Genomic DNA, 26,292 nt, shown 5'->3' with positions numbered 1-26,292 from the left:
AGACCTCACCAAACGACAGGCAGCCGCGCTCAACGCCGCACAGCTGCCACTCAACTTCTCGATCGTCGGGACACCCTCCGGCCCGGTCGGCTGGCACAACGTCCCGTCCTGGTACGCCGTGTCCGGCCAGGACCGCATGATCGACCCGGCAGAGGAACGCGCGATGGCAGCACACGCCGGCGCCACCATCGTCGAATACCCCACCGCCAGTCACGTCGGCGGAATCACCCGGCTGGCATCACAGTTCACCGCGCTCATCGAACACGCGGCGAACTCAACCCGAGTGAGCTGACCGCGAGCTCCGCGCCACCGCAGCGGAGCAGCTCACTGGCCAGGCCTCTCCTGAGGCCTGGCCAGTCGGTCTGCACCACTGCAGTGGAGTTGAAGGTGATGCTCGGGTCATTGACCCCACCGAACCTGTGGCCGATGTGTTGAACCACAAAACCAGGAGGTAGCCACGCCGATCGGTTCACTGGTCCAAAAGGGTCACTACGTCTTGGCGGAGCTGATTCATGCTGTCGTGGTCGGTTGCTTCGACGTTGAGGCGGAGCAACGATTCGGTGTTGGAGGGGCGCAGATTGAACCACGCTCCGTCGGGCAGAGTGATGGTCAAGCCATCCAGTCGGTCTACCGTCGCGCACGAACGGACGAGGTGAAGGCCTGCACGCGGCCCGGCAGAGAGGTGGCACCGACCGAGCGACCGTGCCAATCGCCTCGAGAGGCTTGCCAAACCAGTGGGCGCACTCCCTACCATCGACCATGGGTCCGTCCAGCGGTCGCCCGCGGTCAGTGTTGCGTGGTCGGCGCAGCGAGTGCGAGGTACTGGCCAGGCTGTTGGACGCGGTATCTACAGGGCGGAGCTCCGTGCTGGTGCTGCGCGGCGAGGCGGGCTGCGGCAAGTCGGCGCTGCTCGACTTCATGCTCGAGCGCGCGGCGGGTTTCCGCGTCGCGCGAGTCGTGGGCATCGAGTCGGAGATGGAGCTCGCCTATGCTGGCCTTCACCAGCTCTGTGGGCCGATGCTCGACCGGGTCGAGAAGTTGCCGCCCCCACAACGCGATGCACTGCGGGTCGCATTCGGGCTGCAAGAGGGCGCCGCACCTGATCGCTTCCTCATCGGTCTTGCCGTCCTGACTCTGTTGGCGGGTGCGGCCGAGGAGCAGCCGCTCGCTTGCGTGATCGATGACGCACAGTGGCTCGATCGGGCCTCCGTGCAATCTCTGGCCTTCGTGGCACGACGACTGATGGCCGATCCGGTGGCCTTGATATTCGCCGTGCGGGAGCCCAGCGACGAGCTGACCGGCTTGCCGGAACTCAAGGTTCAGGGCCTCGGCGAGCGCGACTCCCACCTGGTCCTGGCATCGGCGATTCGTGGACCGCTCGACGTACAAGTGCGCGACCGCATCGTCGCCGAAACGCGGGGCAACCCGTTGGCGCTGTTGGAGCTGCCGCGAGTGCTGACGCCGACCGAGCTGGCGGGCGGATTCGGCCTTCCCAACACGGCGGCTGTGGCGACCCGCGTCGAACAGAGTTTCTATCGACAATTCCAATCCCTTCCGGACGATACGCAACAGCTTCTGCTCACTGCTGCCGCTGAGCCCATCGGCGACATTACGCTCTTGCGACGCGCAGCCGAATTGCAGGGAATCGGAGGCGACGCTGCAGCGCCTGCCGTGGCTGCAGGACTGGTCGAACTCGGCGCCCGGGTCCGGTTCCGCCATCCGCTGGTCCGCTCGGCGGTCTACCAGTCGGTGTCCGTGGGCGACCGGCAGGCGGTGCACCGTGCTTTGGCAGAAGCAACCGATCTGGTGCTCGATCCCGATCGTCGCGCCTGGCATCTCGCCCGTGCGGCGTCAGGGCCGGATGAGGCCGTGGCCGACGAGCTGGAGCGTTCGGCCGACCGGGCGCGCGCCCGCGGCGGCGCGGTCGCGGCGGCCGCGTTTCTGGAACGCGCGACCGAGCTGACGCCCGATCGCGCGCGCCGTGGAGCGCGTGCACTCGCCGCCGCTCAGGCCAAGCTCCTGGCCGGCGCGCCGGACTCGGCGCAGGCGCTGCTTGCGGCGGCGGATCTGGCGCCGCTCGGCGGCATCCGGCGGGCCGAGCTGGAACGGCTGCGCGCACAGCTGTCGTTCTTGCTCAGACGCGGCAACGACGCTCCATCGCTACTGCTCAACGCCGCCGAACACCTCAAGGCGCTGGACACACAGTCGGCGCGTGAGACTTACCTCGAAGCGCTCGGAGCGGCGATCTTCGCCGGCCGCCTCAGCAAGAGCGGCGGCGGCGTGGCCGACACCGCCGGCGCAGCCCGCACGGCGCCCCGGGCCCCGCAGCCGGCACGTGCGATCGATCTACTCCTCGACGGTCTCGTGAGAAGGTTCACCGAAGGCTATGAGGCAGGGGTGCAGCCGCTCCAGCGAGCGCTGCGCGCGTTGTCCGAGGAGGAGGGCCGCAGTCAAGACGACACCCGCTGGCTCTGGCTGGGGTGCCGAATCGCCCCGGATCTGTGGGATGACGAGTCGTGGCATGAGCTGGCCACCCGGCAGCTTCGGCACGCGCGGGATGCGGGCTGGCTGACCGCCTTCCCGATCGCGCTCACCTATCGCGCCGGCGTTGACGTACATGCCGGCGAGTTCGCCTCCGCAGCAGAGCTCATCGACGAGGCCGACGTGATCACCGAGGCAACCGGCAGCCCCCCGTTGATGTACGCCTCGCTGGTGCTCTCCGCCTGGCGGGGCCAGGAAGCCCAGGCCACGGCGCTGTTCAGGGCCAGCATCGAGGATGCAACAGCCAGGGGTGAAGGAAGGGCGATCGCCTTGGCGGACTACGCCACAGCGGTGCTCTACAACGGTCTCAGCCGCTACCAGGACTCGCTCGCCGCCGCGCAACGGGTCTGTGAACACGATGACCTGGGTCTCTTCGGCTGGGGTCTGACCGAGCTGGTGGAGGCGGCTGCGCGCAGCGATCGACCGGACATCGGCGCTACAGCCCTGCGGCGACTCGAGGAACGAACACGCGCCGCCGGGACGGAGTGGGCGCTCGGAATCGAGGCCCGCTCCCGAGCGACGCTGAGCGACGGCGAAGTCGCCGACGCCCTCTACCGAGAGGCGGTCGAGCGCCTCGCCCGGACCCGGATCACCGTCCACCTCGCCCGTGCTCAACTCCTGTACGGCGAATGGTTGCGTCGCGGGAACCGTCGCGTGGAAGCCCGCCAGCAGCTTTACCGGGCCCACGACACGTTCAGCCGCGCCGGGGCCGAGGGATTTGCCGAGCGTGCCCGACGGGAGCTGCTTGCCACTGGCGAGACACTACGCAGGCGGACAGTCGAGACGCACGAGGAGCTGACCGCACAGGAGGCGCAGATCGCCCGGCTGGCCCGCGACGATCTCACGAATCCCGAGATTGCCGCCCGGCTGTTCATCAGCCCTCGCACCGTCGAATGGCACCTTGGCAAGGTGTTCGCCAAACTTGACATCACCTCCCGAAAACAACTGCGCCGCGCCCTGCCCGACTCGAGCTCTGCCACCTCGTCGGCCTAGTCAGACGAGGTTCCGGCGGGAACTCAGCTGGCGGCTTCCTGCCATGTTGGCGGGTGGTGCTGGACGGTTGTTGCCGTTGGCTTGGCGAGGTGGAGTGCGGTGGTGACGAGGCCGGCGTGGCTGAGAGCTTGTGGCGTGTTGCCGAGGTGGCGTCCGGTGATCGGGTCGTACTCCTCGCTGAGCAGGCCGACGTCGTTGCGCAAGGACAGCAGGCGGTCGAACAGCTCGGCGGCCTCATCCGTGCGACCAATTCCGTGAAGCGCGTCGGCAAGCCAGAAGGAGCACGCCAAGAAGGCACCTTCCTCACCGTGGATGCCATCGACGTTGGTGCCCTCGGCGCCAACGGCGTAGCGGAGGACGAGACCGTCGCGGGTGAGGTTTCTCTGGATGGCGTCGACGGTGGCGACCATGCGCGGGTCTGCCCAGGGCAGGAATCCGTAGCGCGGCATGAGAAGGACCGAAGCGTCCAGGCGCGCGGAACCGTACGACTGTGTGAATGCTCGTCGCGACTGGCTGAATCCCCGGTTGCAGATTTCCGTGCGGATCGCCTCCCGCAGCTCACGTAGTTCGTTCAGGGATTCACTAGTGTGGTCGTTCTCGAGAACGCAGACGGCTCGGTCCACTCCGACCCAGGCCATCAGTTTGGAGTGGACGAAATGTCGTTGCGGTCCACGGATCTCCCAGATGCCGTTGTCCGGTTCGGCCCAGTTCTGTTCAAGCTGTGTGACCAGACCCCGTTCCAGATCTGCTTCGTCTGGGCGCGGCGGATCTTCTGCGGCGCGGGTCGCATGCAGAGCGTCGAGGACTTCGCCCCAAACATCGTTCTGTCGTTGGGTTGCCGCCCCGTTGCCGATGCGCACAGGTCTGGAGGCGGCGTGTCCAGGCAGCCAGTCCAGTGTCAGTTCGGGGAGGTGGCGCGTGCCGTCGATGGCGTACATGATCTGCGTTCCGGTCGGATCGCCGGCGACCGTGCGCAGTAACCAGTCACGCCAGGCGGAGGCTTCTTCGACGTATCCAGTGGCGAGGAACGCTCGCACGGTGAAGGCCGCGTCGCGCAACCAGCAGAATCGGTAATCCCAGTTGCGCGAACCGCCGATCTGTTCGGGCAGTGACGTGGTTGCTGCGGCCACGATGCCCCCGGTCGGCGCGAAAGTGAGTGCCTTCAGGATGATGAGAGATCGCTTGACTGCGTCTGCCCAAGGACCGGAGTAGGTGCACTTGCTCATCCACTGGAGCCAGTACCTTTCGGTGGCCGCGAGGTTGTCGGCGGCATCGACGGTAGGGAGTTCGAGCTGCGACGAGCGTAAGTGTCCAAAAGTGAAGGAAATCTGCTGACCCGCCGAGACCACGAAGTCGCCGGTCAGGGTGTCGTTCGTGGCGGTCAAGGCGACGTCACTTCTCAGCCAGACGGAGTCTGGTCCGGCGGTTCCGACAAAGTGCCCTCCGACGCTGTGGAGGCTTGGCACGACCTTGCCGTAATCCATTCTGGGGGCCATGCACATGTGCATCGGAACCTCGCCCGCCAAGCCTTCCACAATGCGGACAACTTGCGGCCCTGCGCTGGTCGGTGACATGAAGTCAGTGACGCGTACGGCGCCGTCCGGGGTGATCCATTCGGTATCGAGGATCAGCGAGTCGCCACGGTACCGGCGACGCGTGCATCGTCCGCCGCTCTGCGGCGCCAGGATCCATCGGCCGTTCCGGGTATCGCCCAGGAGCGTCGCAAACACGGCCGGCGAGTCGAATCTCGGGAGGCAGAGCCAATCGACTGATCCGTCGACGCCGACGAGGGCCGCGGTGCGGAGATCGCCGATGAGTGCATAGTCCTCGATCTGCTGCGTCATCATCGGCTCCTCTGCCCGCGGTGGACGACTCTTGCAACAACCGTCGCGGATCAGGCGGCCCGTGGCCCCAGTGAGGACCCGGGTCGTTACCCCGGCAGAGTCCCCGGTCGCCAGTGAGAGCAGAGGGCCGGACTATGGGCGACCGTCGGGATCGCTACGACCACCGGTGCCCAGCATCGATGATGTCGCAGACGTTCGCCGTTGGACGGCAGGTGCCGGGCGCCGTGGTCGCCTCGTCGTTCGCTCGTTCGATGGGGACATCATCCGGCATCGATCCCCACGACGCGCCACACCTGGCTCAGCCTGCCGAGATCACATCATTTGGTCGCTCGAAAAGCAGAACCAGGATAGGCGCGAGGTCGAGAAAGGACGTCCGCCCAACGGCTGATGTTTCCTGCCGGAGGGCCGGGCAGGCAGTAGACGCGCGGCCTCGCCTGCTCATCCAAACGAAGCGCCGGCACAGTGACTCGCCACAGCGGGTTCGGAACCACCTTCGAGATTCACAGCGAGCTCCCGAATCGGCATGCGTCGCGGACTTCCTCGCGGCTACCCCCGACTCGGCTGCGCCAAGGCAGACCGCCCGCACTGCACTTGGGCTACGTCACGGCCGTCGCTGGTGCCTTGCAGAGCACGCCCCGGCTGTTTGCCAGCACCTCCTGCGAGTTCATTCGACGGCCGACAGGTCGGACGGCTGGTCCAGCGTGGCGTGGACACGGATCTCGACATTTCCCTGCAGGGCTCGCGAGACTGGACAGCTCGTTCGGCCTCATGGGCTGCCCGCTCAAGCGATGCGGCATCGACTTGGGCGGCTAGAGCGTGGACGTCGAGCAGGCTCGAGACGATCGTGGGGTCGCCGGATGTCTCCAGCGTTACGGTGGCCATGACCCGCAGGAACTCCGGAGGCGTTCCGGATCCCGCAAGTACCGAACCCAGCGCCATCGCGAAGCATCCTGCGTGCGCCGCCGCGATGAGCTCCTCCGGGCTCGTCTTGCCTGCCGGCTCACCGAAGCGCGATGCGAGCGTGACGGGCAAGTCCCGAATCGCGCCGCTTCCTCCGGATGTGACCCCGGCGCCCCGTGCGATGCTTCCCGTCCAGTCAACCTGCGCCGTTCTCTGTACTGCTGCCATTGGATGCTCCTTCAATCATCGATGCGGGCCAGGACCCATGGCTGCGGATCCAGGCACCCTGTCTTTCAGTGCAACCGCTCACCCGGGCGACATCGCGATCGGGCCACTGCATGCGGTAGCAGGCACAGTCCGTCCGTCGGCCTGAAACGGATCAGGCCTAGTCGATTTGCCTGACACAACTGTCATGCCGCCCAGAGCCCCATCGCGCCCGAGACAGCCCGGGCATACCCCCGGGGTATGGCCGGGAACACCGGAGAGAGCAGCAGCCTCCCGCCCCGGAGGGCATGCCAGTCGTTCGCGCCGCCGGTGCCCGACTGTTCGGCGAGCCGCATCTCCCGGATCGCGGTGTCGACGTCGCCCAGCTGGCACATACCGATGCCGCGGGCCTGGTGAGCGATCGACGCGGTGAACTGCGGCGGTCCGCTCGCGAGCAGCCGTCGCGCCTCGGAAATCCCATCATGCGGACACGACAAAGCCTACGTCAGCAGATCCCCCGGCGCCGTCACCTCGACACACCCCCTGGTTTGTCGACACAGTGAAATGTCAACTGGCCGGGATATACCTGCCAGTGATCATCGAGGGGGAAAAGATGCCGGACGACAACAACTCGGGCGGGAACAACAACCAGCCGGACGGTGATTCAAACGATAAATTCGAAGACCAGGTCGAGCTGATTCTGGCCGAATTCGGCGACGAGATCGAGATCGATCCGCCGAACTGGCGCACCGCCGGGGTGAACGCCATCTACCGGTCCAGGAGCGTGCTGGTCAGGGATCACGACGCTCCCCGGGCGGTCGATCTCTTCGGCGGTGGAAACGCTCGGCGCAGCAGCCTCGGCGTCACCCGGCTCAACCTGCCGGACGCCGTACCGGCCGACGCACCTGACGGCGACGGCTTCACTGAGATCCAACGTCTCGTGGCGCATGCCGACAGACGGTTCGGCCGCGGCCATGTCACGCCGGAACACCTGTTCTACGTCTGCAGCGTCAGTCCTTGCCCCGCGACGGAACCCGAGGAAGTGCTCGAAGGCGCGCTCCCAGATCCATTTCTGACCGAGGTGGGCAATGCCGACGGCCACGGGGTGAAGGTGGTCGTCCTGGACGTCGGCTGGACCCCGGCGCCGAGTGCACCCTGGCTGAACGGCGTGAGCGGCGACCCCGAAGTGGCCTTCGATCCGGTGACCAAGCTGATCCGCCCATACGCGGGTCACGGAACCTTCATCGCGGGCGTCGTCCGCGCGATCGCGCCGCAGGCCGAGGTGGTGGTGAAGAGCTACTTCAACAAAGCGGGGGCGGTGTTCGAGGCGGATCTGGCCGACCGACTAGCCGAGGTGATGGACGAGAATCCGGACATCATCAGTCTCTCGGCCGGCTCCACGACGCGCTTCGACGTACCGCCGATGGCTCTCGACACCTTCACCCGTCCGCGGCAGGGCAGCGCGGACGGCCCGGTACTCGTCGCCGCCGCCGGCAACGACGGCACTGACCAGCGGTTCTGGCCGGCCGCCTACCCCGAAGCCGTTTCGGTGGGAGCACTGGCCGCCAACGGAACCAGCCGTGCGTCGTTCAGCAACTACGGCAGTTGGGTCGACGTCTACGCACCGGGAGAGAATCTCGTGAACGCGTTTCTGACCGGGCGCTACAAATGCACCGAACGACCGAACGCAGGCCGGTTCCGCGACTTCGCCGGTATGGCGCGATGGAGCGGCACCTCATTCGCAACTCCCTTGGTCGCTGGCCTGATCGCCGCCCGAATGTCGTTGACCGGCGAACGCCCCAAACAGGCAGCCAACGCCTTGCTCGCCTTCAGCCACCGCCGCGTTCTGCCGGCTGTCGGGCCGGTGCTCCTGCCAGATGACGCGCAGGCATCGACCGACGGCTAACCGCACGCTGACGCGGTACGTCCGGTCAGCTCGGTCCGTACCGCGTCAGCCTCCCTCCGACCCTTATTGGCCCGATGGGTGATCGTCGCGATCAGTAGCGCGGAGGCCGTCGCCGGACTGGCGTTCTCTTCTGGGCCTACGGCCTGGCAGAGCATCTCGTCGCCGCCCAGGAGACCGCTGCGGCACACGACGTGGCGAGTCAGGTCGTCAACTGGTGGCTCGCAGATTTCGAAGTCACGCTGAACATAAGCCTGCTCGTCATCGGCGCGGCCTCGAGCGCCGTCGGCAGCGTCAGGCAGGCGGCACAGACTGTGCCGCCTGTTCTGTTTGGTCGGCGAGAAGGCCAGCAGCCTGTTCTCGAAGGACCGCGGAGTGCTGGTTGCCTTGAGCAACGGGGCAGGTTCACATCACCCAAGGCTGACGAAGACCCAGCAACAGCCCGACCTCGGCCACGACACCGGCGACGTCGGTAACAAGTACGCCGCCCACGCAACACGATCGGCGGCAGCTGGGGGGCTCAATCCAAACCACTTCAACTGTCGTCGGACCACCTCGCCTCCTCGGCGGAAGCGCACGACCACGCGGACCCGACCAGCAGCGCGAGCCGCAGGAACAGCGAGCGCTGCTCCTCCACAGGCATGCGTACTGACACGCACAGTAAGCTCACACAACATCAGTTAGGTGAATGGAGTCCGATGGTCGCCGACCCGCTGCGTGACAAGGCCGAGCTTGACGGACTGATGCGTGCGTTTCTCGGTGCGTTCGACAATACCGGCGGCCGTCGTCCGGACGTGGACGTTGTCCGTGAGGTGTTCATTCCACAAGGAATCATCATCAGTCACGTCGGCGGCGAGCCCGTGATCTACGATCTCGACGGATTCGTCGTACCTCGGGAGAAGATCCTCACCGACGGGACGCTGACGGAGTTCTCCGAATGGGAGGTCGCCGAGCGGACCGAGATCTTCGGATCGATCGCGCACCGGTTCAGCGAGTACCGCAAGTCCGGTTCCCGCGACGGCGAGTGGTTCGAGGGCTCCGGTCGCAAGCTCACCCAGTTCGTCCGCACGCCGGCCGGCTGGAGGATGAGCTCGCTGGCGTGGGAGGACGTGTAGGACTAGGACTCCCCCGACCCAATCAGTAGGCCCGACTGCTGGTGGAGAAGGCGTTAAGGCACTGCAGGGTTCGTGAGCACGACACAAGCCGGGCGGCTCCCAGTCAGGGAGCCGCCCCGCAGGCGCTTCCGACTCATTGCCAAGGTCGGCTGGGTCGTTGCCGAGGCGGTTTGTACGCGGTTGTCCGCGGGCGGTCAGCCTAAGCCAGATCGGCAAGCGCTTGCCAACCTCCAGCGAGTCACCCACGGCAAGCGTCTGTAGCGGCGTTGGACCCGATGCTCATTCGGGCAGGCGCGACGAGGGACTAACTCTCAACGCTCAGAGGTCGAGGCTGAAGCTTGAGTCTAAGCAGCCATGAGGCACGTCACTGTGTGAGTTCACTCATCCGTCAACGGCATTCGGGTATTCGGTTGCCTAAGGCAATGACTTGAGGTTCCTCGCACCGGTCACGCCCGCGACCGGTAGTAGCAGGACGCTCACCGCCCGCGGAGGCGATGTCGAAATGGGTCTTCTTCGTTTACCGTGTCGGTGGGGGTGGTGGCGTGGGGGCGGACCAGTTGCGGATCAACCTGCTCGGCGAGTTCACGGCATCGTACGACGGCGCCGTGCTCGATCTGGGCGGGCGACGGCAGCGCGCCGTACTCGCCGTGCTGGTGCTCGCACGCGGCGAGGTCGTCCCGGCCGAGCGGCTCGCCGACGCGGTCTGGGGAGAGCCTGCGCCCGGCAACACCGCCGGCGCTCTGCAGTCCTATGTCTCGCACTTGCGCCGCAGCTTGCAGCCGGGGTCACCGGCTCGCGCGCGGTCCGCGGTCGTCGTCCGCGAGGGGCCCGGGTATGCCGTACGACTCCCCTCCGACGCGGTCGACGCCTGGCGGTTCGAGACCCTGCTGAAGAAGGCGCCGACCTCCCCTGCGGCGGCGGCGGCCGCGCTGCACGAGGCGCTCGCGCTGTGGCGCGGTCCGGCGCTGGTCGAGTACGCCGACGAGCCGTGGGCCGGGGCCGAGATCGCCCGCCTGACCGAGCTGCGAGCCGTCGGCCGCGAACGGCTGCTCGCCGCTCGTCTCGACCTAGGGGAGGCTGCTCTCGTCGCTGCCGAGCTGGAGGGGATGGTCGCCGAGGAGCCGTTGCGGGAGGAGCGGTGGCGGCTGCTGGCGCTCGGGTTGTACCGCGCCCATCGGCAGGCCGACGCGCTGGCCGCGCTGCGGCGTGCCCGCGAGACCCTGGCCGACGAGCTCGGCGTCGACCCCGGTCCGGCTCTCCGCGAACTGGAGGCACAGGTACTCGCGCAGTCGCCTGAACTGGTTCCTGCCAGGCAACCGCGGGAGGAGACGGTGCGGGCAACGGCCCCGGACCACAACGGTCTCGTCGACCGGGACCGCGAACTCGCGGCACTCCGCTCGATGCTGGACGGCCTCGCGGGCGGGCAGCCTGGTCTGCTCTTGTTCGAGGGTCCGGCCGGGATCGGGAAGACACGGCTGCTGGCAGAGGCGCGCAAGCTCGCGGCCGAGCGGTCCGTGCGGGTGCTGTCGGCCCGCGGGAGCGCGCTGGAGAGTGCGTTCGCGTTCGGCGTCGTACGCCAACTGTTCGAGGCGGAGGTCGGTGACCCCGCGCGTCGCGACGAGCTGCTGCGTGGTGCCGCGGCAGGAGCCGGGGCCGTGTTCGACATCGCCGACGGCGGCCGGGCCGAAGGCTTCGCCGTCCTGCACGGCTTGTACTGGCTCGCTGTCAACCTCACGACCGAGGGACCACTGGTGCTGGCTGTCGACGATGCGCAGTGGTGTGACGGCGCCTCGCTCCGCTTCCTGGCATATCTGGTACGGCGGCTCGCCGCGGTACCCGTACTGGTACTGGCGACCCTCCGCACCGGCGAGCAACACGACCACGAGGACCTCATCGCAGAGCTGGCGCTCGAACCCGAGGCGCTCGTCGTACGACCGGCGCCGCTGTCCACGGAGGCTACGGCCGAGCTGGTGGCGCGACGGCTCGGCATACGACCCGCACCCTTGTTCGTCACCGCCTGCGAGCGGACGACCGCGGGGAACCCGTTCCTGCTCTGTCAGCTGCTCCAGGCTCTTGCGGCTGACGGCGTCCGGCCGGATGCCTCCCACGCCGACCGGGTCGTAGCGGTCGGGTCGCGGGCGGTGTCGAGCCGGGTACTGCTGCAGCTGCGCAGGCTGCCACCCGACGTCGTGGTCGTAGCGAGGGCTGCCTCCGTCCTCGGCGACGGTGCGGCCCTGCCGGCGGTCGCGGCACTGGCTGGGGTCACGGAGGCCCGTACCGCGGAAGCGCTGGCCGCACTGGCGCGTGCCGAGATCGTCAGGGACGAGCAACCAGTGACGTTCGCACACCCGCTCGTACGGGACGCGGTGTACCAAGCGCAGCCGGCGGCCGAGCGGGAGCTTTGCCACGAGCGGGCCGCGTCGGTCCTCCGGTATGCGCGGACGAGTGACGAACTGGTTGCCGCACACCTACTGCTGGCGCCGCCCCGGGGTGACGAGAACGTCGTGACACTGCTCCGTACGGCGGCGCGAGAGGCGGCGGAGCGAGGGGCGGCGGAGAGCGCGGTGACCTACCTGCGCAGGGCACTCGTCGAGTCGCCGATGGGCTCGGGGCGAGGCGACGTGGTGCTCGAACTCGGGATGCGAGAAGCGCCAGTGGACGGCGCGGCAGCGGTTGAGCACCTGGTGCAGGCGTACCGGCTGCAGGACGACCCGCGCGTCCGAAGCGAGATCGCCATCGCGGCCGCCTCGACCCAAGTGTTCGCGAGTCCGCCCGGAGTCGCGACGACCTTCGCCCGGGAGGCCGCCGCGGCGCTCCCTGACGGACTGGCCGACCAGCGCCAGGCGCTCATCGCCATCCAGCGCATCAGTGGGTTCATGCACAGCATCGGCGACGGCTGGCAGACACCCGCTCAGGAGCCAGAAGGGCAAGGACCGGGAGCGCTGATGCTGGCCGCCACGGTCGCGCTGGAATCGGTTCTGGCCGGCAGCGACCGGGAACGGGCCATCACGATGGCCCGTTTCGCGCTCGACGGCGACCACCTGATCGCCGTCGACGACGGGCTGTTCTGGGTCAATGCCGCCGCGGTCCAGATCCTCTCAGATGACGACATCGGCGACTTCTGGAGCCGGGCGCGCTCCGCCAGCCACGCCCGCGGGTCGCTGTTCGCGGCGCTGTCCACCAGCCTGTGGGAGGGGTTCTGGCAATGGCGGCGCGGCGAGCTCCACGAGGCGCTGGCGTGCCTGAGGGCCGCGCTCGACCAGGATCGCCTCTGGGGAGGTACGCGGGTGGGCGAACCCTTCGCCCGCGCCTTCCAGATCGGCTGCCATCTCGATCGGGGCGACCTCGATGCCGCCCGCCGGGCGGCCGACGCCTTCGCCGACGGTGCCGCGTTCGGCGAAGGCGGTCGCGTCTATCAGCAGGCCGTGGCGCGCCTGCTCGTCGCCGAGGGCCGCTGCGAGGAAGCCCTTGTCGTGCTCGGCAATCCTCAGTCGACCATCGACGGGATCGCCATCGTCAATCCGGTCTGGAACCCGTGGCGGTCCATCAAGGCCACGGCCTTGCTCGGGCTCGGACGTACGTCGGAGGCGATCGAGACGGCCGAGGAGGAACTGGCTCTGCTTCGGACATGGGGCGCGCCGAGCTTCCTTGGCAGGGCTCTGTGCATGCTGGGCGAGTTCCGGGGTCATGCCGGCCTCGACAATCTCGTGGAGGCGGTGGATCTGCTCTCGTCGACGACCGCCGCGGTCGACCTCGCCCGAGCACAATGCGCGCTCGGCAGCCATCCGGACGTGGGCGGCGAGGATGCGATCGCGCTGCTGCAAGCTGCAAGCCGGTTGGCGGAGCAGCGCGGTGCCGGCGCGGTGCGCGAGCGGGCCTTGACCGAACTCGAGCGGCGCGGTCGCCCGATCGAGCCAGGCACCGACGAGGTGCCTCGGTTGTCGCGGACCGACCGGCAGATCCTCGACCTGACCGCCGCCGGCCTGGACGTTCACGAAGTCGCGCAGCGGCTGTTCGTCACACCCGGAACCGTTCGGGACGTACTGGACGGGGCCGGCTTCACGGCGGAGCCCGGCAGCTCAAGAATCTCTCAAGTCGGACAAGCGACCATGACGCACGACCAGAACGGGAGGCTCCAGTGACGGTGCAGCAGAGTCTCCGGGCCGCGAGCCTTCGAGGGCTCTGCGGCGGCGCCGTGCAGCTTCCCGGCGACCCGGCGTACGACATGGCGCGCGCACCGTGGAACCTGGTGGTCTCCGACTATCCCGCGGCCGTCGCCTATCCCGCGTTCCCCGAAGAGGTTGCCGAGGTCGTCCGCGCCACCCAGGCCGCCGGCCTGTCGGTCGCGCCGCAGGGCACCGGCCACGGCGCCCCGGCGCTGGGCGGCAGGCTGGCCGATGCCGTACTGCTGCGCACCTCCGCGATGACGGAACTGAGCATCGACCCCGAGAACCGGATCGCCCGCGTCGGCGCCGGCGTGTTGTGGGGTGATGTGGCGGAGGCGGCCGGGAGGTATGGACTCGCCACGCTGCATCCGTCCTCCCCCGACGTCGGCGTGGTCGGCTACTCGCTCGGTGGCGGGATCGGATGGTACGCCCGGCGACTCGGTCTGCAGTGCAACTCCGTCACGGCAGTCGAGGTCGTCCTTGCCGACGGCACCTTCGTACGCGCGACTGCCGACAGTGACCCCGACCTGTTCTGGGCCCTCCGCGGTGGCGGTACGCCGCTCGGGGTCGTCTGTGCGCTCGAGTTCGAACTCCAGCCGATCCAGAACGTCGTCGCCGGGTTCCTCGCCTGGGACGGGACGGCCGTCGACCAGGTGCTGCCCGGGTGGGTCGCGTGGTGCGCGGACGCCCCCGAGCACGTGACGACGTCGTTCCGCCTGGTCGACGTACCCGATCGGGACTCGATGCCGGCCGAGGTCCGGGGGCGCCGGTTGGCCATCATCGACGGTGCCGTGCTGGGCGACGACGCGTTCGCCGACGACGTACTGGCGCCATTGCGCGCACTCGCTCCGGAGCTCGACACGGTCAGCCGGGTTCCAGCCGCCGACCTGGTCAGGCTGCACCTCGAGCCTGAGGAGCCGACCCCCGCGTACGCGAGCAGCACGCTGGTCGCCGAGCTTCCCGACGCGGCAATCGCGGCGGTGATCGATACTGCCGGTCCGCGTTCCGGCACCAGCCTCACGGTGGCCGAGTTGCGCCAGCTCGGCGGCGCGCTGTCCCGGCCGGACCCGGACGGCGGCATCCTGTCGGCCCTCGACGGGGCCTTCCTGGCACTGGGCGTTGGGCTCGGGTTCGAACCCGACGACTGGCCGCGGCAGCGCGCCGACGCAGAGCGGTTCCTGGCCGCGGTCGCCCCCTGGTCGACCGGAGGCACCTATCTTCCGATGCTCGACGACAGCAGCGACACGCGCAAAGCCTTCCCGCCGGACGTCCACGCCCGGCTGACCGCGATCCGTCGCAGGGTCGATCCGCACGGGCTCTTCATGTCACCGCATCAGACTTGAGCCGGCGCCTCAAGCCGGTCACAAGTCGCCGTCAAGTGCTTCGCGACACCGTCGGTCCGTCATCACAGCAACGACAGACCGAACAGGAGAAGTTCGATGACGATCGCTCTTGACCGCGCCACCCAGCGGCAGCACACCTCCCTCGAGGAGCTTCGCAGTCGCCTCACCGGCGAGGTCCACACGCCCGACGACGAGCAGTACGCCGCGCTGTCCACACCGTGGCTCCTCGCCGTCCCCATGCAGCCGGCCGCGGTTGTCGCCGTACGCACTGCCGAGGACGTGGTCGCCACCGTCCGCTTCGCCCGCGAGCACGGCTACACCGTCGGCGTCCAGGCCACCGGACACGGGGCCGACAGCTCGTACGCCGGACACCTGCTCGTGGTGACCAAGGGCTTGGACGAGGTCACGGTGCACCCCGAGGGCTGGGCTCGCGTCGGAGCCGGCGTGAAATGGCTCCCGGTGATCGAGGCGGCCGCGCCGTACGGGCTGGCCCCGCTCAACGGATCCACCAGCGACGTCGGCGTGGTCGGGTACACGACCGGTGGCGGCGTCGGCCCGATGGCCCGCACATATGGTCTCGCCGCGGACAAGGTGCGCGCATTCGAGGTCGTCACGGGTGACGGTGAGTTCCGTCGCGTCACCCCGACCGAGCATCCGGATCTGTTCTTCGCCCTGCGGGGCGGCAAGGGCGCGACCGCGATCGTGACGGCGGTGGAGTTCGACCTGGTGCACCTGCCGACCTTCTACGGCGGCGCCGTGTACTTCGACGGTGCCGACGCGGAGCGTGTCATCGACCGGTGGCGTCACTGGTCGGTGTCGCTCCCCGAGCAGGCGACGACGTCGTTCGTACTCTTCCAGCTCCCCGACGCCCCCGAGCTCGGCGTACCGCCGGCGCTGGCGGGCCGCATGACCCTCGGCGTCCGGTTCCTCTGGACCGGGGCCGCGGACGAGGGCCGCGAGCTGCTGGATCAGATCCGCTCCGTCGCTCCGGTGATCCTCGACGATGCTGACCTGAAGCCGTACACGGCCGTCGACTCGGTCCACGCCGACCCGGTCGACCCGATGCCCGTCGTCGACCCGGCCATGCTGCTCACCGAGTTCACCGACGAGACCGCGAAGCGGCTGCTCGACGTGGCCGGCTACGACTCGGGATCGCCTCAGCTGATGGTCGAGGTCCGCCAGCTGGGCGGTGCCTACGCTCGGGAGGCCGAGCACCCGAACGCCTTCTCGCACCGTGCCGCCGGCTTCAGCGTGCTCGCCGTCGGCATCGCGGAAGACCCCCGCGTTCTGCCGCACTGGGACCGCCTCTACGCGGCGCTGTCCGAATGGGACACCGGTGGTGTCTGGCCGAACTTCGGACCGCCCCACGACGCCCGGACGGCCCGCGGCGCGTACGACGAGGAGACGCTTCGGCGCATCGCCGAGGTGAGCCGAAAGTACGACCCGGACGGTGTCCTGCAGATCGGTGAGTACGCCCGCGCGATCGCCGGCTGACATCCCCCGAGCAAGAAGCCCGCGCGGCGGAGCCCCCTCCGCCGCGCGGGGCCTCATCCTCCTCACCGCTGTCAAGGATGGGCCTGGCGAGGATGCGGCCACCAACCCCGACCGCGCACCCACCGACGTGGTCTCCCGCACCCGCAGGCGCGGCGGCCCGGGTGCTGCTTCTTGTGTTTGGCTTCAGTGACGACTCCTAGTTGCTATTGGCAACTGCATCTATCGCCGCACTGAGGCCCTGGCCGCCTCAAAGCGTTGACATCATCGTTGTTGTCGGAACGTTCACGCGTGCGGTTGTCTGTGAGGGGTGGCCGTAGTGCGCATCGCCGTTCACACTCGAAGCAAGGGGCCAGTCATCAAGAGCGCCGACATCAAAGGTTCAGGGCGCGGCTGTGGCTGTCGCGGAAGGGCAGTACCAGCATGGGAGATCGGATGAGGCAACAGCCATCGGTCAGAACCCCGCCACCGCTCGATGGCGTCGACACCACGGGTAGCCCGCATGCGCAGTTCCTCGCGACCGAGCACTGGAGCTTGCTCGCTACGCGCAGTATGACGTGGAACGAGATCTTCAGCCGGACCGGCACTTATCTGACCGTCCTCTCGGCCACCGTCATCGCACTCTCACTGGTGGCGAACGCGGCCGGCTTCGGGCAGAGCTTCCAGACGTTCGCGCTATTGGTTCTCCCCGTTGCCTTACTCGTCGGCGTGGGAACGTACTTCCGCCTGATCGAGGCGGATATCGAGGACGCCTGGCTCGTGATCGGCATGAACCGGCTACGGCACGCCTACCTTGAGCTCGCACCTGAGCTGGAGCCGTACTTTGTCGCCAGCCATCATGACGACGCGCAGGGGCTGTTGAAGACCTACAGCTTTCGCAGCCGGGTCGGCCTGACCCACTGGCTCTCGGGATCGCCTGTCATTGTGGGCATCATCAACGCCGTGGTCACCGGCGTGCTGGCCGCGGTGATCTGCGAGGCCGCCGACGCTGGGGTCACGCTTCGCGCCATCGCCAGTGCCCTCGCCGCCATGGCGACCGCGATCTTGCTCGGCATCATCGGTTACCGAAAGGTCCGCGAGGTAACCCGCGACTACCAGCCGCGTTTCCCCAGCTGACTACCCGGCCGAGGCGCAGCCTGTTGACCCAGCGTGGCGCTGGTGCTACCGAGGTGAGTGGTACGTCGTCGACGCACCCGCGGCCGCCCCCGGGTGCGACTGACTCGAGGGAGTCGCGCGGGGACCGGTCGCGCTCGCGTGCACCGGGAGGAACCCATGCGCACCGTGTCCACAGCCTCGCGCCGCCGAGGCGTCATCGTCGCGATCGTCGTAGCTGCCCTCGCCGCATCGACCCTCGCCGCCACCAGCGCCTCCGGCGCTCCCGAGCGGCAGGAGCAGCAGAAGCCGAAGGTGTCGAAAGTCGCCGCCTTCGACCGCAGCAAGCCGCTGCGCGATCTTCGAGTCGTCGCACCACGCAGGACCGGAACCAGCCCCGCCGAGCGGGGCGCCGTACCGCGAGACACCGGGTACACCGGTGACGCCGCGTTACAGACCGCACCGGCAGCGGGCGACGCGCCGACGCTGATCCAGTCGTTCGAGGGCGTACCCAACATCCAGCAGGTCTCACCGCCTGACCCGGTCGGAGACGTCGGTCCGAACCATTACGTCGAGATGGTCAACCTCAGCTTCGCGATCTACAACAAGTTCGGCACGAAGCTGTTCGGACCGGCCGACCTCGGTACGTTGTGGCAGGGCTTCGCCATACCGGACTGCTCCGACAGCGCCGGCGACCCGATCGTCCTGCACGACCAGTTCGCCGACCGCTGGATTCTCACCCAGTTCACAGCCCTCGGTCCGAACTACTGGAACTGCATCGCGGTCTCGCAGACGTCCGATCCGCTGGGCGCCTACTTCCGGTACGCCGTGCCGACCGGCTTGAACTTCCCTGACTATCCCAAGTACGGCGTTTGGCCGGACGGGCTCTACATCAGCACCAGAGAGTTCGATCCGGACGACAACTTCGCCGGCAACGGCGCCTACGTCGTCAACAAGGACCAGCTGTACGCCGGGAACCCGAACGCCGCCGTGGTGAGCTTCCTCCTGCCGCCGGGCGCCACCCCATGGCTGCAGGGCGACGGCCTGCTCCCGACAGACCTAGATGGCAACCAGCCGCCGCCCGCCGGTACGCCGAACTTCTACGTCGGTTCTATGGACGACGGAGCGCAGTACGGCGCACCAGCCGATGCACTGAACGTGTTCGAGTTCCACGTCGACTGGGCCACGCCGACCGCGTCGACCTTCACCTTCACCGGGTCGTTGCCGGTGGCACCGTTCGACTCGATCTTCCCCTGCCGTGGCAACAACTCCCGCGCGTGCATCCCGCAGCCGGGAACCAAGAACCTGATCGACGTACTGTCGTATCGGCAGCGGCCGATCTGGCGGCTGGCCTACCGCAACTTCGGTACCCATCAAGCGATGGTGACCAACCAGTCCGTCGAAGCACAGCCCAAGCTCGCCGGCACCCGCTGGTACGAACTGCGCAACACCGGCTCCGGCTGGAGCGTCTACCAGCAGGGCACCTACTCTCCCGCGGACAAGGTAAACCGCTGGATGGGCAGCGTCGCGATGGACGAGAGGGGCAACATGGCGCTGGGCTACAGCGTCTCCAGCCAGCAGGTGTTCCCGGGTGTCCGATTCACCGGCCGGCTCGCCACCGCGCCACTCGGCACGATGCAGGCCGAGGCGAGCATGATCGCCGGCACCGGATCGCAACTGGTCAGCAACCGCTGGGGCGACTACACGTCGATGAACGTCGACCCGGTCGACGACTGCACCTTCTGGTACGTCAACCAGTACTACCGCAACTCCTCCAACAACGGCTGGCAGACCAGGATCGGATCCCTCGCGTTCCCTGGCTGTAGCTGAGCAGACATGTCAGGCGGATTCACCGGCAACTCCGGTGGATCCGCCTGACCCGCGACGGCGTCCGCCGGTTCGCCGGCCTCGAGAGGCTAAAAGATCTCGATACTCGCGGGGGCAGTGGGCCAACGGAAGGCGGCTGTGGTGACAAGGAGGGCACCGGGGGTGTGTTCGGTGACTCGGCCGGTCGCAGCGAACTCGGCAAGTGGCCGACCGCCAAGGTAGGTGGCGGAGAGCTCGCCCACCGACAGCGAGAGGTCGGGGGTGGACTCTGTGCGTTCACAGATGGCGCGCTCAGGGTCGCCGGTCAGGTGGAACCGGCCGTTGTTGTCCTCGATGAGGTCATCGCTCACCTCGACAACCACGTCCACACTGCTGGCATAGCGGCGCTGTGCGAGGGCGCGACTGACATCGGTGAGCCGAACCCACAGTGACTCGGTCAGCCGCCGATTGAGCGCGATCGGGTTGCTCACCAACTGCTGCAGCGGCTCGTCGAGCGCGGCGTGGCCGTACTCGAGTTTGGCGGCCAGGTCGAGCGTCAGCAGGTGATACCAGAGCGCGTGGTAGGCCGTCGGATCGAGAGCGACCAGTTCCTCCACGGTCACTTCGTTGGACGGACCGCCGGGTCCCCAACTCAGCTTTCCGCGCCACAACGCGTACCCGTCCAAGCCGCCGGCCTCGTCGCGGTGGACCAGGATCTGCCTGGCGGTCTTGCCGCCGCGATTCTCGGGCTCGTCCTGTAGTTGCTTGCACCAGACCTGCTCGGATCGACCCGACACTCCGGGACGCTTCGTCTGCAGCTCCCGAAGCATGGGTGCCAGCTGAGCAGGTGCGTCCTCGGCTGGCAGCTCCTCGATGCGGCCGGCGCCGCGGTGCACGGGATGCGGCCCGACCTTGCGCAGGTCGACCTCGTACGAGACGCCCCAGACCGCCGGAGCGTAGCCGAACCGGCCGTAGATGCCGGGCTCGCTCGCCCAGAGCACCGCCAATGCTTCCGGTACCTCGCGCAGTTGCCGGCTCATCAGGCTGGAGAGGATGCCCCGTCGCCGGTGAGTCGCGCGGACGCCGACCGCGGTCACGTGCGCCGCCGGCACCACGGCGCCCGGTACCGACAGGTCGCGGCTCATCGCCTTGGCGGTACCGACCAGCTTGTCGCCGTCTACGGCTAACAGTGCCCGCTCTGGCTCGAACAGCTCCCGGTCCAGGTCGGTCGGCGTGCTCTCGAACATCATCGCCGTAGCGAACAGACTGACGAACCGATCATGGTCATCAGCTGTCGCCGCCCGCAGCACGTACTCGGAATTCACCATGACTGCATGGTCACACGCCGCTCCGACAAACGTTCACCGATCGGTCCCAGCACTCTGGTTCGATTGCCCGACGTCCCTGAATGCAGGTGCCTTCACCACCGCGTGGTGGCCGAAGCACTATTCCGTTCGTCGAACTGCGTCTCGATAGGTGAGGATGCGAGGGTGCGCTTCTCGATCAACATTCCGAACTTCGGTGACTTCGCCGACGCCCGCACGGTCGCGCGGGTGGCGACGGCGGCCGAGGAGGCCGGCTGGGACGGTCTCTTCCTCTGGGACCACGTCGTCCACAGCAAGGTACGGCGGCAGGGCCAGCCCTTCGGGGACCCGTGGATGCTGCTGACCGCGGCCGCGCTGGCGACCTCCCGGATCAAGCTCGGTCCGCTGGTGACGCCGGTCGCACGGCGCCGGCCGGAGCAGTTGGCGCGGCAGGTCGCGACGCTGGACGGGTTGAGCGACGGGCGGGTGATCTTCGGCGCGGGCCTGGGCGGACCGATCGACGACGAGTTCGGCAGCTTCGGCGACTCGACTGATCCAAAAGTGCTGGCCGGCCGGCTGGACGAAGGACTCGACCTGCTCGCCGGCTACTGGTCCGGCGATACAGTGAACCACCAGGGCGATCACTACCGGGTCGACGACGTAACGTTGCTCCCAGCAACGGTTCAGCGACCCCGGCCGCCGGTCTGGATCGCCGGATACTGGCCACGCAAGGCTCCGATGCGCCGCGCCGCCCGCTGGGACGGCGCCGTACCGCTGTTCCTGAACGCGAACCACGGCGAGGCTCCCCCCGTCGAGGATCTCCGAGACCTGATGGCCTACCTCGGCGACCATCGCGTCGACCCGATGACGCCGTACGACGTCATCGTCGGCGGCATCAGCCCGGCTGATCGCACGCAGTCTCGCGCATTGATCGAGCCGCTGGCCGAGGCAGGCGCCACCTGGTGGGACGAACGGCAGCTGATCAACGGCACGGACTTCTATCGCCTCGACCCGATCCTCCGCCGTATCGAACAAGGCCCGCCAAGCCTCGGATGACGGACCTGCCAGCAGAGCAAACGACCTACGAGCTGAAGCAACTGGAGCGCCATCCGACATCGCTCATCGTCTGGTGAGGTCGAGGATGCGTACTGAGGTAGAGAATCGCCTGCGCGTCAGGGTCGGGGCCGTGACACGTTCTCAACCAGCCACCGTGCCAGCGGGCGCAACTGGGAGAATGCGGAGACCACTCGGTCGGCCGCGGCGGGTGTGTGAAGCCAGTCGTCACAGCCGAGCGGCCGGGTTGCGATGACTGAGCGGTGCCTCAGCAGTCGCGCCCGCGGGTGGTCGGCCGGATGCCCTCGGAGTGGGCGCTTCAGCAGGTCGCCCGAGATCACGAACCCCTCTCGCTCGAGCTTCCGGACGATGCCGGTCAGCCGCCGTCCGGAACCGGACTCCGCCACCGCGGCCCGGTACCGCTCGATCTGCACCGCCGGCGCGTACCACCACGCCACCCCAACCTCCAGGCCGTCGAGATCGAACCGGATGCCCAGTTCGACGTTCCGGGCCAGCCGAACGATCGCGTGCTGCCGCTGCCATGCCTCGACCAGAACGTCGCCGTAGCCCCAGACGGAGAAGTCCTCGTACGCGGAATCCGCGTCAGCCACCGCATTGAGGAGCTCGATCATCGGACGGCGAACCAGCTCCTCCCGGTCTCGCCTGCATCGCAGCCTGACCTCGGCGGGAGGATCACCGTCGAGCTCGAGCAGCACATCGAAGGCGGCCCTCGGCCACCCCTCGAAATCACCGGTCACGACTGGCAGCCTAGCGAGCTCCCGCACCCGGCAACCGTGACGTGTCTACGGCTCGGCGAGGGTTCGCAGTTTCTCCTCGGACGGGGAGCCCTTGTCTGCGGTGTAGACCATCAGTGAAAGGCCTGTGTCGGCGGGCGGTACCAGGGCCTCGTAGTTGAGCGTGATGATGCCGACCTTCTCGTGGAAGAAGCGTTTCCTGCCGTGCGGGTCACCACGCACCTGGAATTCACTCCAGTACGTCGCGAATTCGCCGGACGAGCTCACGAGCTCCGCCACGAGGCTGTCGAGGCGGTCTGGGTGGGCACCACGCGCGGCGGCGGACCGGAGTACGGCGACGGTCTGGCGGGCGACCTCCTGCCAGTCCACGTAGACCGTCCGCGCTCGCGGATCGAGGAACATCCACCGTACGACGTTCCGCTCGGCGGGCGGCATCGCGGCGAAGTCATCGATGAGGATCTTCGCCATCCGGTTGATCGCCACCACGTCCAGGCAGTCGTTGTGCAGGATGGCAGGAACCGAGTCGTAGGCGTCCACCATCGCTCGAAGAGCCGGCCGGACCTTGACCGCCGAAGCCTCCTCGCCGGCCGCCCGCCGGGTCAGCTCGAACATGTACCGCCGCTCGAACTCGTTCAGCCGCAACGCGCCCGCGACGGCCTCGAGCACCTGGTCGGAGACATTGGCCGCCCGCGCCTGCTCGAGCCGGGTGTAATAGTCGACGCTCACCCCGGCGAGAAGCGCGATCTCCTCCCGGCGCAATCCGGCCACCCGTCGCCCAGTGGTGCGCACCAGTAACCCGACGGAGACCGGACTCAGCCTGGCCCGCCGTGAGCGCAGAAAGTCACCGAGCTCCGTCAGTTGCACAAAGGCCATTATCACCCCTCTCCCACCACCTGCAGGAGACCCTCCTCCCGGTCACCCTGTGCGCCGACAAGAACTCGGCAGCGCGCCCGAGGACACCGGGATCACGAGGATCCGCCGGTGGCCGAGCCCTTCGGTCAGCTCGACCGAAGGGTGCCTGGCCAGACCGTGGCCAGCCGCTCACTGCGGGAGGACGGTGCCTCGCGGTCGGACCGGTCATGCAGGGTCAGCAGTTCGGGCAAGGTGCGCCAGGTCAGCGACTCATGGGCGAGCTCGATCATCGTGCTTCGACCCGAACCGTGGCGGCCGGAAGAGGAGGTGAAAGGCCCGACTATTCGCCACTGTGCATCTCCTGACCTGCCCAGATCGGTAACTGTCGGCTACCGATCTACAAGACGAGGTCAGGTCACTTCAAAGGATCTCAGGTCACCTGGCGGTAACCATGACCAGTGCTGAAACGCGTGCACTGAAGGCGATCGGTCAGGCGCCGGCGCCCGGCAGCGTCTCCGAGAGCTCGATCATGTTGCCCCACGGATCACGCAGGAATGCGAGCTTGCGGCTGATGTCCTCGACCAGGAACGGCTCACCGAGCAGGTCGACACCGCGGCGGCTGAGTTCGGCGCGGACGTCGTCCACGTTGTCCACGTGCACACAGATGTGCTGGTATCCGCCGTACCGCAGGCTGACGCCGAGATCGTCCAGCACCTCCTTCGGGAAAGGCACCGGACCAGCCAGGATCTCGATGTGGAAGTCGTCGTCGTTCGCGGGCATCAGGTACGCCAGCTTCAGCTCGCCGTAAGGCCACTCGTGCAGGATCCGGAAGTCGAGCTTCTCCGTGTACCAGGCGACCGCGGCTGCATAGTCCGGGACACGGATCCCCACGTGATGCCCGACGAGCGAAGCAAGCGGACTGTCCGGGTTCTTCGGCGGTGCGACAGGCATTGGCATGAAGACAGTGAAACCCATCGCAGCCCCCGATACGACGCTCTCGCTGGCCCTGCTGAACCTGGTTCCAGCAGAACTACCTTCGGGTCCGTCGACCGAACCTCGGTCACCGCGCGATGACCTAGGTTCGGTTGATGTGACCGGCCGTCGCGCTGTACTCCGGTAGCCAGAGACAACCCACACTGACCACGAAGGAGCAGTCACGATCGTGACAGAGGCACTTGAGATCACCCAGTTCCGGCTGGTACCCGGCAGCACCGGGGCCGACTTCGTCGCTGCCAACACCGACATCGACGACTACCTCCGCCGGCAACCGGGTTTCCGCTGGCGGCGGATCGCCCAGGACGATGACGGTTTGGTCTGCGACATCGTCGCCTGGGACTCCGAGGCCGACGGCCGGCACAGTGCGGCCGGCATCACGACGGAGATGGGCGACTCCCCGGTCCATGCCCTGATCGACCACACGACGGTCGACTTCCGCATCATCGCGGTGCTGCGCCACCTTACGAACTGACAGAGGAGGCCGGCCCCGCCTCCGAAGGCGGGGCCGGCCTCTCTGAGCCGCCGGGTCAGTGGTGCGCGAAGCGCGGCTCAGGCGAGAACTCGCCGGCCGGCACGGAATACCGCGCGGACAGCACAAGGAGCCCGGTCCAGCAGCTTGGGCCAGAGCAGGGCGTCCTCACCCTTGTGATGCAGGTGGAGAAACTCCTGAATCAGGTCGATGTGGTCGGCAACAACCCTGGCGCGCTTGCTATCGCCCGCCGGGACCGCCAGGACGAGCGCAGGCATCCGGGCGAAGGCATTCCGGAAGGACCCATGGACGACGAGCGCGTCACGGATGTCTGCTCGGGCAATGGATTCGGTGGCACGTTGAGGCCCTTTCTCGGGCAATGACGCGGTGGAGAAACGAGGGCGTTCATTTCCCGTTCCTCTGGACCAGTAATCAGCAGTTACTGATACCAGCGAAAATCCCGTTACTACAAAGGAACCCAGGTCACCCCAGGGGAGCCGTCTCCTGCTCGGCCAGGTCACCGAACAGCTCCCCAGAGGCTTCCACGGCCAGCCTCCTCCGTCAGACGCACACCATTATCCGCAGAAGCGGCCACACGGGGCGATGGTGTTGGGCGTCGCGAGGTTCTGGTCGTAGTCGATGTAGGTAGGCGGTAGCCGATCCCCCGCCTTGCCCGTATGGGCACCGAGGACTGTCCGAAAGGGCGTTTACCGGCGATGGACAAGGCGCGGGTCTATCGCCGACAGTGAAGCGAGCACCGTCGATCATCGGCCGGGAAGGTGAGCATGCGGAAGCACGATGCGCCCGGCTCAGCCCGCCCAACGACGGACGAGCCGACGCCGCGGCCGACCGGACGCAAGCGGCCCCGGGCGACCGGCGGTCAAGCCCGCTCCTGGGCGCCGACCAGTGGGGCGCCCGGGAACGTGTTGCACCTGCAGCAGATGGTCGGCAACGCAGCGGTCACCCAGGTCATCCAGCGCGCGGACGAGACGAACAAGATCGACACGCTGGACCGGTACCTGGACCAGTTCGACACCCCCGAGGAAAAGGTGATCGACCTGCTCGGCACAATGTCGGCCCCGGAGAAGCGCACCGTACTCACCGGCTATCGAGACAAGTTGGCCTCAGCGCTGGACTTCGGGGAGATGAAGCGGGCCCTGGCCAATCTGGCGCCGGTGGAGTTGCCGGTGCAGTTGGACTGGCTGCAGAAGGCCTCAATGGCTACCCGGGCGATCAAGTACAGCGAAATCAGCAAGCTGGTCGACGATGCCTCACAGCCCGAGCGGGATATGTTGAAGAACGCACGCTGGCGGGAGTTCTTCACCGCCGTCTGTGACAACGACACGATCATTCCCGCCGTACGTGATCTTCGCTTCGATCTGGTCACCCAACTCACCTGGGTCATCCCTGAAGGAGCGGGGTCGGTCAAGAGGTGTGGGTGGGTTGTTTTTCTGCTTCTTCGGTG

At 67.7% G+C, this 26,292-nt stretch carries 21 protein-coding genes and 1 pseudogene; 13 read left to right on the top strand and 9 right to left on the bottom strand.

Translation table 11 applies throughout. The features are described 5' to 3' along the window. Positions 1–292, top strand: a pseudogene (locus ACFPJ1_RS14035) (hypothetical protein); the annotation flags it as partial. A 177-nt stretch (positions 293–469) separates the two neighbouring features. On the opposite strand, the gene ACFPJ1_RS14030 reads toward ACFPJ1_RS14035, so the two are convergent. After that, complete coding sequence (locus ACFPJ1_RS14030; protein WP_380104047.1) at positions 470–754, bottom strand: hypothetical protein; 285 nt, start codon at positions 752–754, stop codon at positions 470–472. 5 nt (positions 755–759) lie between these two features. Between ACFPJ1_RS14030 and ACFPJ1_RS14025 the strand changes: the two genes are divergently transcribed. After that, a complete protein-coding gene (locus ACFPJ1_RS14025) occupies positions 760–3,534 on the top strand; it encodes a helix-turn-helix transcriptional regulator (RefSeq protein WP_380104046.1) in 2,775 nt (924 codons plus the stop codon). Between the two features lie 23 nt (positions 3,535–3,557). On the opposite strand, the gene ACFPJ1_RS14020 is transcribed toward ACFPJ1_RS14025, so the two are convergent. The 3 genes from ACFPJ1_RS14020 to ACFPJ1_RS14010 all read right to left on the bottom strand — a co-directional run bounded on the left by ACFPJ1_RS14020 (position 3,558) and on the right by ACFPJ1_RS14010 (position 6,877). Then, entirely contained in the window at positions 3,558–5,378 is a 1,821-nt protein-coding gene (locus tag ACFPJ1_RS14020) for a glycoside hydrolase family 15 protein (RefSeq protein WP_380104045.1), read from the bottom strand. 546 nt (positions 5,379–5,924) lie between these two features. Next, on the bottom strand, positions 5,925–6,506 hold the full coding sequence (locus ACFPJ1_RS14015) for an OsmC family peroxiredoxin (protein WP_380104044.1): 582 nt from the start codon (positions 6,504–6,506) through the stop codon (positions 5,925–5,927). Between the two features lie 182 nt (positions 6,507–6,688). Further along, on the bottom strand, positions 6,689–6,877 hold the full coding sequence (locus ACFPJ1_RS14010; RefSeq protein ID WP_380104043.1) for a hypothetical protein: 189 nt from the start codon (positions 6,875–6,877) through the stop codon (positions 6,689–6,691). A 218-nt stretch (positions 6,878–7,095) separates the two neighbouring features. Between ACFPJ1_RS14010 and ACFPJ1_RS14005 the strand changes: the two genes are divergently transcribed. The 7 genes from ACFPJ1_RS14005 (at position 7,096) to ACFPJ1_RS13975 (ending at position 19,422) form a co-directional block, all read left to right on the top strand. Further along, the gene (locus tag ACFPJ1_RS14005; RefSeq protein WP_380104042.1) at positions 7,096–8,388 is read left to right on the top strand and encodes a S8 family peptidase; all 1,293 of its coding nucleotides are present in this window, start codon (positions 7,096–7,098) and stop codon (positions 8,386–8,388) included. Positions 8,389–9,083: 695 nt separating this feature from the next. After that, the gene (locus ACFPJ1_RS14000) at positions 9,084–9,500 is read left to right on the top strand and encodes a hypothetical protein (RefSeq protein WP_380104041.1); all 417 of its coding nucleotides are present in this window, start codon (positions 9,084–9,086) and stop codon (positions 9,498–9,500) included. 542 nt (positions 9,501–10,042) lie between these two features. Continuing rightward, positions 10,043–13,642 carry a BTAD domain-containing putative transcriptional regulator gene (locus ACFPJ1_RS13995; protein WP_380104040.1) on the top strand — a complete coding sequence of 1,200 codons (3,600 nt, stop codon included), beginning with the start codon at positions 10,043–10,045 and terminating at the stop codon, positions 13,640–13,642. Continuing rightward, positions 13,639–15,009: an FAD-binding oxidoreductase gene (locus tag ACFPJ1_RS13990; RefSeq protein ID WP_380104039.1), complete on the top strand. Its 1,371-nt coding sequence runs from the start codon at positions 13,639–13,641 to the stop codon at positions 15,007–15,009. The genes ACFPJ1_RS13995 and ACFPJ1_RS13990 overlap by 4 nt, the downstream gene beginning before the upstream one ends. A 96-nt stretch (positions 15,010–15,105) precedes the next feature. Continuing rightward, a complete protein-coding gene (locus ACFPJ1_RS13985) occupies positions 15,106–16,503 on the top strand; it encodes an FAD-binding oxidoreductase (protein WP_380104038.1) in 1,398 nt (465 codons plus the stop codon). A 432-nt stretch (positions 16,504–16,935) separates the two neighbouring features. Further along, positions 16,936–17,616 (top strand): hypothetical protein, encoded by a 681-nt coding sequence (locus ACFPJ1_RS13980; protein ID WP_380104037.1) that lies wholly within the window; start codon positions 16,936–16,938, stop codon positions 17,614–17,616. Between the two features lie 156 nt (positions 17,617–17,772). Further along, a complete protein-coding gene (locus tag ACFPJ1_RS13975; protein WP_380104036.1) occupies positions 17,773–19,422 on the top strand; it encodes a hypothetical protein in 1,650 nt (549 codons plus the stop codon). Between the two features lie 86 nt (positions 19,423–19,508). On the opposite strand, the gene ACFPJ1_RS13970 is transcribed toward ACFPJ1_RS13975, so the two are convergent. Further along, positions 19,509–20,726, bottom strand: a complete 1,218-nt coding sequence (locus ACFPJ1_RS13970) for a GNAT family N-acetyltransferase (protein ID WP_380104035.1) — start codon at positions 20,724–20,726, stop codon at positions 19,509–19,511. A 162-nt stretch (positions 20,727–20,888) separates the two neighbouring features. Between ACFPJ1_RS13970 and ACFPJ1_RS13965 the strand changes: the two genes are divergently transcribed. Continuing rightward, positions 20,889–21,758 carry an LLM class flavin-dependent oxidoreductase gene (locus ACFPJ1_RS13965; protein WP_380104034.1) on the top strand — a complete coding sequence of 290 codons (870 nt, stop codon included), beginning with the start codon at positions 20,889–20,891 and terminating at the stop codon, positions 21,756–21,758. Between the two features lie 116 nt (positions 21,759–21,874). On the opposite strand, the gene ACFPJ1_RS13960 is transcribed toward ACFPJ1_RS13965, so the two are convergent. From ACFPJ1_RS13960 to ACFPJ1_RS13945, 4 genes are all read right to left on the bottom strand, one after another. Next, positions 21,875–22,513, bottom strand: a complete 639-nt coding sequence (locus ACFPJ1_RS13960; protein ID WP_380104033.1) for a DUF2461 family protein — start codon at positions 22,511–22,513, stop codon at positions 21,875–21,877. A 45-nt stretch (positions 22,514–22,558) separates the two neighbouring features. Then, the gene (locus ACFPJ1_RS13955; protein ID WP_380104032.1) at positions 22,559–23,374 is read right to left on the bottom strand and encodes a helix-turn-helix transcriptional regulator; all 816 of its coding nucleotides are present in this window, start codon (positions 23,372–23,374) and stop codon (positions 22,559–22,561) included. A gap of 134 nt (positions 23,375–23,508) precedes the next feature. Further along, positions 23,509–23,652 (bottom strand): hypothetical protein, encoded by a 144-nt coding sequence (locus tag ACFPJ1_RS13950; protein WP_380104031.1) that lies wholly within the window; start codon positions 23,650–23,652, stop codon positions 23,509–23,511. A gap of 199 nt (positions 23,653–23,851) precedes the next feature. After that, positions 23,852–24,319, bottom strand: coding sequence for a VOC family protein (locus ACFPJ1_RS13945; protein ID WP_380104030.1), 468 nt, complete (start codon positions 24,317–24,319; stop codon positions 23,852–23,854). A gap of 205 nt (positions 24,320–24,524) precedes the next feature. Here ACFPJ1_RS13945 and ACFPJ1_RS13940 point away from each other — a divergent pair, with 205 nt between their 5' ends. The 3 genes from ACFPJ1_RS13940 to ACFPJ1_RS13930 form a co-directional block, all read left to right on the top strand. Next, positions 24,525–24,830, top strand: coding sequence for a hypothetical protein (locus ACFPJ1_RS13940; RefSeq protein WP_380104029.1), 306 nt, complete (start codon positions 24,525–24,527; stop codon positions 24,828–24,830). A 182-nt stretch (positions 24,831–25,012) separates the two neighbouring features. Next, positions 25,013–25,210, top strand: coding sequence for a hypothetical protein (locus ACFPJ1_RS13935; protein ID WP_380104028.1), 198 nt, complete (start codon positions 25,013–25,015; stop codon positions 25,208–25,210). 540 nt (positions 25,211–25,750) lie between these two features. Beyond that, positions 25,751–26,292, top strand: a 542-nt coding sequence (locus ACFPJ1_RS13930; RefSeq protein ID WP_380104027.1) for a hypothetical protein, incomplete at its 3' end; no start/stop codon positions are given.

Source organism: Kribbella qitaiheensis, from assembly GCF_042657745.1.
GTDB lineage: Bacteria > Actinomycetota > Actinomycetes > Propionibacteriales > Kribbellaceae > Kribbella > Kribbella qitaiheensis.
This window is presented reverse-complemented; position numbering and strand designations above follow the sequence as displayed.

Excerpts from the sequence above, each read along its gene's own strand:
- ACFPJ1_RS14030 (WP_380104047.1), bottom strand. The coding sequence starts at position 754 with ATGGTAGGGAGTGCGCCCACTGGTTTGGCAAGCCTCTCGAGGCGATTG.
- ACFPJ1_RS14025 (WP_380104046.1), top strand. The coding sequence starts at position 760 with ATGGGTCCGTCCAGCGGTCGCCCGCGGTCAGTGTTGCGTGGTCGGCGC.
- ACFPJ1_RS14020 (WP_380104045.1), bottom strand. The coding sequence starts at position 5,378 with ATGACGCAGCAGATCGAGGACTATGCACTCATCGGCGATCTCCGCACC.
- ACFPJ1_RS14015 (WP_380104044.1), bottom strand. The coding sequence starts at position 6,506 with ATGGCAGCAGTACAGAGAACGGCGCAGGTTGACTGGACGGGAAGCATC.
- ACFPJ1_RS14010 (WP_380104043.1), bottom strand. The coding sequence starts at position 6,877 with ATGTGCCAGCTGGGCGACGTCGACACCGCGATCCGGGAGATGCGGCTC.
- ACFPJ1_RS14005 (WP_380104042.1), top strand. The coding sequence starts at position 7,096 with ATGCCGGACGACAACAACTCGGGCGGGAACAACAACCAGCCGGACGGT.
- ACFPJ1_RS14000 (WP_380104041.1), top strand. The coding sequence starts at position 9,084 with ATGGTCGCCGACCCGCTGCGTGACAAGGCCGAGCTTGACGGACTGATG.
- ACFPJ1_RS13985 (WP_380104038.1), top strand. The coding sequence starts at position 15,106 with ATGACGATCGCTCTTGACCGCGCCACCCAGCGGCAGCACACCTCCCTC.
- ACFPJ1_RS13980 (WP_380104037.1), top strand. The coding sequence starts at position 16,936 with ATGAGGCAACAGCCATCGGTCAGAACCCCGCCACCGCTCGATGGCGTC.
- ACFPJ1_RS13975 (WP_380104036.1), top strand. The coding sequence starts at position 17,773 with ATGCGCACCGTGTCCACAGCCTCGCGCCGCCGAGGCGTCATCGTCGCG.
- ACFPJ1_RS13970 (WP_380104035.1), bottom strand. The coding sequence starts at position 20,726 with ATGGTGAATTCCGAGTACGTGCTGCGGGCGGCGACAGCTGATGACCAT.
- ACFPJ1_RS13950 (WP_380104031.1), bottom strand. The coding sequence starts at position 23,652 with ATGATCGAGCTCGCCCATGAGTCGCTGACCTGGCGCACCTTGCCCGAA.
- ACFPJ1_RS13945 (WP_380104030.1), bottom strand. The coding sequence starts at position 24,319 with ATGCCAATGCCTGTCGCACCGCCGAAGAACCCGGACAGTCCGCTTGCT.